The organism is Chryseobacterium rhizosphaerae, from assembly GCF_003385455.1.
Taxonomy (GTDB): Bacteria; Bacteroidota; Bacteroidia; order Flavobacteriales; family Weeksellaceae; genus Chryseobacterium; species Chryseobacterium rhizosphaerae.
On sequence record NZ_QNUF01000008.1, the window covers coordinates 191,548 to 198,025 of the forward strand.

5 protein-coding genes are annotated in these 6,478 nt (G+C 35.2%); 2 read left to right on the forward strand and 3 right to left on the reverse strand.

Annotated features, from left to right (window positions below; genetic code table 11):
- Positions 1 to 17: 17 nt before the first annotated feature.
- Genes DRF57_RS09620 through DRF57_RS09630 form a run of 3 tightly spaced genes read right to left on the reverse strand, consistent with a single transcriptional unit; the run spans position 18 to position 2,769 of the window.
- Positions 18 to 782 (reverse strand): hypothetical protein, encoded by a 765-nt coding sequence (locus DRF57_RS09620; protein WP_115918193.1) that lies wholly within the window; start codon positions 780 to 782, stop codon positions 18 to 20.
- A 12-nt stretch (positions 783 to 794) separates the two neighbouring features.
- A complete protein-coding gene (locus DRF57_RS09625; protein ID WP_047493042.1) occupies positions 795 to 1,877 on the reverse strand; it encodes a putative type IX sorting system protein PorV2 in 1,083 nt (360 codons plus the stop codon).
- Between the two features lie 13 nt (positions 1,878 to 1,890).
- Positions 1,891 to 2,769, reverse strand: coding sequence for a DMT family transporter (locus DRF57_RS09630; RefSeq protein WP_115918195.1), 879 nt, complete (start codon positions 2,767 to 2,769; stop codon positions 1,891 to 1,893).
- 247 nt (positions 2,770 to 3,016) lie between these two features.
- Here DRF57_RS09630 and DRF57_RS09635 point away from each other — a divergent pair, with 247 nt between their 5' ends.
- Both DRF57_RS09635 and DRF57_RS09640 read left to right on the forward strand, forming a co-directional pair.
- Positions 3,017 to 3,544, forward strand: coding sequence for a GNAT family N-acetyltransferase (locus DRF57_RS09635; protein WP_115918197.1), 528 nt, complete (start codon positions 3,017 to 3,019; stop codon positions 3,542 to 3,544).
- Positions 3,545 to 3,844: 300 nt separating this feature from the next.
- Positions 3,845 to 5,473, forward strand: coding sequence for an acyl-CoA carboxylase subunit beta (locus tag DRF57_RS09640; RefSeq protein WP_047493035.1), 1,629 nt, complete (start codon positions 3,845 to 3,847; stop codon positions 5,471 to 5,473).
- The last annotated feature ends 1,005 nt before the right edge of the window (positions 5,474 to 6,478 follow it).

A 6,478-nucleotide genomic window follows, 5' to 3' on the forward strand; every position in this document is an offset into this window, starting at 1 on the left:
ATTAAGTTTTAAAAAAATTATTTTGCGGCAAAAGTTTCTTTGGAATATTTACCGTCAGCCTGAGGAACATCAATTACTATGTTTCCGTTCTCAAAATAACCAATAGTAGTCATTCCATTATCCAACTTCACCATAAAAACATCTTTCTTTGAAGTTGATTTGAAAATAGCAAAAGGAACAGAGCTTCCTGATTTAGCAAGAATAAACTGGGTATTATCTATCTGTACTTTCTGCAGATCAAGTTTTCCGTTTGAAAAATTGCTGGCTGTAGAAACAGCTGCATTAGCTGTAGCTGTAGAGGTCCCGGCAGAAGTTGTAATTTCAGTATTATTTGTTGTCTCAGAAATTTGTGCTGCGGGTAGGATATTAACAGGGGCTGAAACTTTAACACTCACTAAAGCCTGTGTCAATGCATCCGGATATCCTTTTTCAAATTCTTTGATACTTGATCTTCCTTTAGCTTCCAGAATCGTTTGCTTATTACAATCTTTAAATTCTAAGATAACTTTATTGGTAAATAACCCGGAATCATCCAAAACATTGGCATCAAGGATATTACAAGAGTTGTCTTTAGCCTCAGAAGGCCACTGATCTCTATTAGCTGGTAGAACTACATATTTTTTTCCCGTCATTGCCTTTGCTAAAAAAGTCTCTAAGCCATAGCTGTCTTTTTTAAATGCTTCAAACTTCTCCGGAATAAATATATACTTATAATCTGAAACTTTTTGTCCGAAAATTAATGTCGAACAAATAGCCAACATAAACACTGGTATCCTTTTCATTTTATTTTATTTTTAATCATTTCTAAATGCTCCCATATCCAGTTTCAGTGAGAAGAAATTGGAATAGAAATTAGATCCGCCTATTCCTGAATTTGTGATTGCATAATCCAGAGTAAGTCCTCTATATTTTATTCCAAGACCTGCACTCGGCTGAAAGGAAACTTTTCTTTTTAGATCCTCTATATCTGTAATCGACTGGAACCTGTTGATCCCCAATCTTACAAAAATCATTTTCTGATATCCCAGCTCAGCTCCTGCATAAGGGCTGATACTCGCAAAGTCTGTTGAAACTAATGAAGCTGTTTTCGCAAAATCCACATTAATCCCTGCTTCCGGCAGAACGTAGACACTGCTATTAATTTCAAATAACTTACTAGCCCCAACATTAAGCTTAGGCATGGTAAGCTCCATTTTATCCTTTGGGGCAGGGTTAAACTCTTCTCCGTTTACAACAGTTGACAATTCTTTCTGGTTGATGCTCCAAAAGTTTACTGTTGTAGTAATATCACGGATCATACCTCCAAACTTCCAACCATTATTTCCTTTGTAAATAGCTCCCACATCAAAACCAAAACCATAACCACTGGCGAATTTACCTACATTTCTATAAACAATTTTGGCATTCACCCCTACATCCAAATTGGGATTCCCACCTGGTCTGAATGCATATGAAAGTATAGCTGCATAATCAGATTGAGAGAATTTAGTAATTTTATCATAATCAATATTCCCTTCAGAATCTATCATTTGAGTAGTATTCAAGATATTATCTACCCCAAGCCTCACTACAGAAACTCCAAAAACACCTTCTTCCATTACCTTTGCGTACGCCAGGTAATCATATTTTGCAATAGATTCAAAATATTCGGCATGCATCGCTGCTCCCTGCCAATCTCTCTCAATAGACATTAAACCCGCAGGATTCCACATAGGAGCATACACATCATCCTGATTGGATATTACTGCTCCTCCCATTGCCAGACCTCGTGCACCGGCTCCGATATTTAAAAATTCATTGGAGTATTTCCTGATGATCTGAGATTGGGACAGCCCAAACAGCAGTGAAAATGCAAATAAAAAATATTTTTTCATCATATAAATTTGATGCTTAGTTAAAGTTTTTTGTTTTCTTAGCTTTTATTAATCCATTGACAATGATTGCCAGTATCATAACTCCTGAAGCAATATAAAATATAGGGCTCATATGTTCTGATTCTCCAAAGATAAAAAAAGCTAGTATAATTCCGTAAACCGGCTCTAAATTAACTGTTAAAATTAAAGTAAAAGGCGAAATATACTTCATTAGCTTTACCGATTCCAACATAGGAAAAGCAGTAAAAACACTGGCCAACAAGCATATTAACGCCAGATCTCTATAGTTTATTTCATCCATCTGAAAGATTTGACCACTCAGAAAATAAAATACCAATAAAACAAACCATCCACAGAAAATTTCATAAAATATAATATTCCCGGAACTTGTCTTTCCAAACATTTTCCCATTAAAAACAGAAAAAATAGTTCCGAAAACAGCACACAGGATACCATAAATAATACCTTCTTTAAAATGAAATTCAGTTTTAAAAATCAGTAAAATATAGGCTACAATCACAGTTCCCATCACTACTTCCGAGATATCAATTTTTCTTTTAAAAATAATAGGCTCTAAAATAGAGGCAAAAAGTGTAGATAATGATAAGCAGCTTAAAGCAATGGAAACATTAGAAACCTTGATAGAATAAAAAAAGCAATACCAGTGGAGTGCCATAGCAACCCCAATGCCTGCCAGCTGAAAGAATATCTTTTTTGAAACCTTTATACTCTCTTTTTTGTAGACTCTGATAAATACAAAAAGAAAGACAGAGGCAAACAACATTCTGTAAAACACCAGAACCTGTGCATTCGCATGAATTAATTTTCCTAAAATTGCAGTGAACCCCCACAAAAACACAATTAAATGCAACCTGAAAAGTGCCAATTTATGCATATCCTATCTTCTATAAATTTTTAACGTGCAAATTTACAAATAGGCTTTTACAAATCTGATAAAAAAACCAATAATAGTTTAATAAAAAAATACTTAATACGTCTTCATCCTATTTTTCCCTAATCATTTCTCACAATCATCTAAAAATAGAAAATATCTTATCAAAATTTTATGCCCAACGAAAGAAGTCACAGCATGATCCATAAGAATCATTCATTTCTAAAATAAAAATTTATAAATTGGTCTAATGATACTGCATAAAAATATTAGAATCAAAACAGATCGGTTGATATTGAAACCTGTAGAAGAGTTGTATATCGACGATATCAATACCTACTTCACCACAGAAGTTACAAGATATATGCCCTTCAATCCGGATGGAGATAGAAATGACATTCTAGTTTTTGTGAAAGAATCAAAAAAGTTGTTGTCAGAAAATACAGATCTGGTAATGGTGGCGCTGGATGGTGATAATAATTTTATGGGGTGCTGCGGTATCCATAATATAACAGAAGAATCGGTAGAACTCGGTTTATGGTTAAAAAAGGATGCGCAAGGTATTGGGTTGGGTACAGAAATCATAGCAGTCCTCATTGAATTTTTAGAGCATAATTTCACTTTCAAATATATAATCTATCCCGTCGATCAGGAAAATACAGCCAGTAGAAAAATACCTGAAAAATTAGGCTTTACCCTTTTTAAAAAATATCAAAAAAAGAAAAGCCCATCATCATTTCTCAATATTATAGAATATAGAAAACAGTATTCGGTTTAGTTTTTTCGACGCCGTCTTCCTGCCTCTCCTATATAAGTAAAAAAACCCTGAAAACTTGTTAAACTTTCAGGGCTTTCAAATAATAAACTATTAAAAAAATAAACTAGGAACAGAGTATTTTGCAGAGATTAGGATCTCTGTTACTCTATTGTAAAGTTAGAAAAAATATAAATCATCTAAAAATATTTTTCTGTTAAAAATATCACAATTTTCTGAATACCAATATATTAAACACTTGTTTTACTTCAATTCACATTCTCTATAAAAATAGTATCTTTAAGCGTAAAAAATTGAAACTTTATGGATATTGAATTCAACAAACGGGAAGATCAAAACAGATTAAGACTTTCAGATATAAACCGCTTGCTCACCGAAATAAAAAAAGGTGGTGGTGAAAAGAGGCTTCAAAAGCTTCGTGAAGAAGGAAAAATGACTGCAAGAGAAAGAATTGATTATCTTCTCGATAAAAATTCAGATTCCATAGAAGTTGGGGCGTTTGCAGGATATGAAATGTATAAGGAACATGGCGGGTGTCCTAGCGGAGGAGTTGTTGTAGTAATTGGTTATGTTTCAGGAAGACAATGTATTGTTGTAGCCAATGATGCTTCTGTAAAAGCCGGTGCATGGTTTCCTATTACAGGGAAAAAGAATCTAAGAGCACAGGAGATTGCTATGGAAAACAAACTTCCTATTATCTATCTGGTAGACTCTGCCGGTGTCTATCTTCCCATGCAGGACGAAATATTCCCGGATAAAGAGCACTTTGGAAGGATATTCAGAAACAATGCAAAAATGAGCTCTATGGGAATCATCCAGATTTCAGCCGTTATGGGCAGCTGTGTAGCCGGAGGAGCTTATCTGCCTATTATGAGCGATGAGGCTATGATTGTTGATAAAACAGGCTCTATCTTCCTTGCAGGAAGCTATCTGGTAAAGGCAGCTATTGGCGAAAGCATCGATAACGAAACATTAGGTGGGGCTACTACCCATTGCTCTATTTCAGGGGTTACAGATTATAAAGCTAAAGATGATAAAGATGCTTTGGATAGAATTAAAAATATTATGAAGTCTATCGGAAGTACTGAAAAAGCAGGTTTTGACAGAATAGAAAGCTTCCCTCCTAAAGAAAAGCCAGACAATATTTTTGGAATAATGCCGGTTTCAAGAGCCGAGCAGTATGATACTTTTGATATCCTTAAGTGTATTACAGATAACTCCGAGTATGAAGAATACAAACCGGATTACGGAAAAAGTATCATCTGTGCTACAGCCAGAATAGATGGCTGGTCCGTAGGAATTGTGGCCAACCAGAGAAAAATGGTAAAAAATGGTAAAGGAGAAGTACAATTCGGAGGAGTTATTTATTCCGATTCTGCAGATAAAGCCACTCGATTTATAGCTAATTGTAACCAAAGAAAGATTCCTTTAGTATTCTTACAGGATGTTACAGGCTTCATGGTAGGCTCTAAATCCGAGCACGGAGGGATTATCAAAGATGGAGCAAAAATGGTAAATGCAGTATCTAATTCTGTTGTTCCTAAGTTTACCATTATTACAGGGAACTCGTACGGAGCCGGTAATTACGCCATGTGTGGAAAAGCTTATGATCCTAGATTAATTGTTGCATGGCCTTGGGCAGACTTAGCCGTAATGGGTGGAGCTCAGGCAGCAAAAGTCTTAGCTCAGATTCAGGAATCCGCATTAAAAAAACAAGGTAAAGAAATATCCGAAGAAGAGCACAACGAAATTCTGGATAGTATTTCCAAAAAATACCAAAGTCAAACCGATGCTACCTATGCAGCAGCAAGATTATGGACAGATGCTATCATCAACCCTGCAGATACCAGAAAATGGATTTCTATGGGTATTGAAGCTGCCAATCATTCTCCTATTACAGAGAAATTTAATTTAGGAGTTATACAGGTATAATGATCAGATATCGTTAAAAATAAAAAAAGCATCTCAATGTTGATTGTGATGCTTTTTTTTGTTAAGAGATGAGGGCTGAGAGTTGATAGTTAAGAGTTAAGAGTTATGAGTGATAAATAACAAACAGTCAATGATTGACTCCTGATTGCACAAAGTCAATTTATTCAGGATATGGACATTCAATAGGGACGGGCTTTAGCCCGTTCTTATAAAAATACAAAACCATACACATTGGCTTTAGCCCAAACATAAGCCAGTATAATTATCTTGCGTACATCGTCATTCTTAAGTTTGGGCTAAAGCCCTATTGGAAAATCGTCTTTTGTAAATGGGCTTTAGCCCATTTCTATTGAATAATGAAGTGAGTCCCAGAAATAATAAATGAGGAGTGATGAATGTAAATAGCGAATGTTCAATGATTGACTCTTTATTGGAAAAATTAGCTTATCCGGGATATGGATATTCAATAGGGATGGGCTTTAACCCGTCCTTATAAAAATACAAAAACAATCCATTGGCTTTAGCCCAAACATAAGCCGGTATAATTATCTTGCGTACATCGTCATTCTTAAGTTTGGGCTAAAGCCCTATTGGAAAATCGTTTTTTGTAAATGGGCTTTAGCCCATTTCTATTGAATAATGAAATGAGTCCCAGAAATAATAAATGAGGAGTTATGAGTTCCAGGAAAGAATCTAAAGATTTTATAAGTTGATAGTGAGGAGTTAACAGTGTCCAGCATTATTTTATCATACTCCACTCTCCCTTGTCATCCCGTAGGGATCTCAGTATTGGACTTCAATATATATTCTAATGAGTAATGAGTTAAGAGTTAGGAGTTGAGGGTTGAGAGTTAAGGGTTGACAGTGCTATCGCCTATCACCTATCACCTAAGTTGAGTATAAAGCAAAAAAAATCCTCTATCTTGCGATAAAGGATTTTTTAAAAATAAAATAAAAACTGGCGGCGGCCTACTCTCCCGCGTTAGCAGTACCATCGGCGCTGGT

Excerpts from the sequence above, each read along its gene's own strand:
- DRF57_RS09620 (WP_115918193.1), bottom strand. The coding sequence starts at position 782 with ATGAAAAGGATACCAGTGTTTATGTTGGCTATTTGTTCGACATTAATT.
- DRF57_RS09640 (WP_047493035.1), top strand. The coding sequence starts at position 3,845 with ATGGATATTGAATTCAACAAACGGGAAGATCAAAACAGATTAAGACTT.
- DRF57_RS09630 (WP_115918195.1), bottom strand. The coding sequence starts at position 2,769 with ATGCATAAATTGGCACTTTTCAGGTTGCATTTAATTGTGTTTTTGTGG.
- DRF57_RS09635 (WP_115918197.1), top strand. The coding sequence starts at position 3,017 with ATGATACTGCATAAAAATATTAGAATCAAAACAGATCGGTTGATATTG.
- DRF57_RS09625 (WP_047493042.1), bottom strand. The coding sequence starts at position 1,877 with ATGATGAAAAAATATTTTTTATTTGCATTTTCACTGCTGTTTGGGCTG.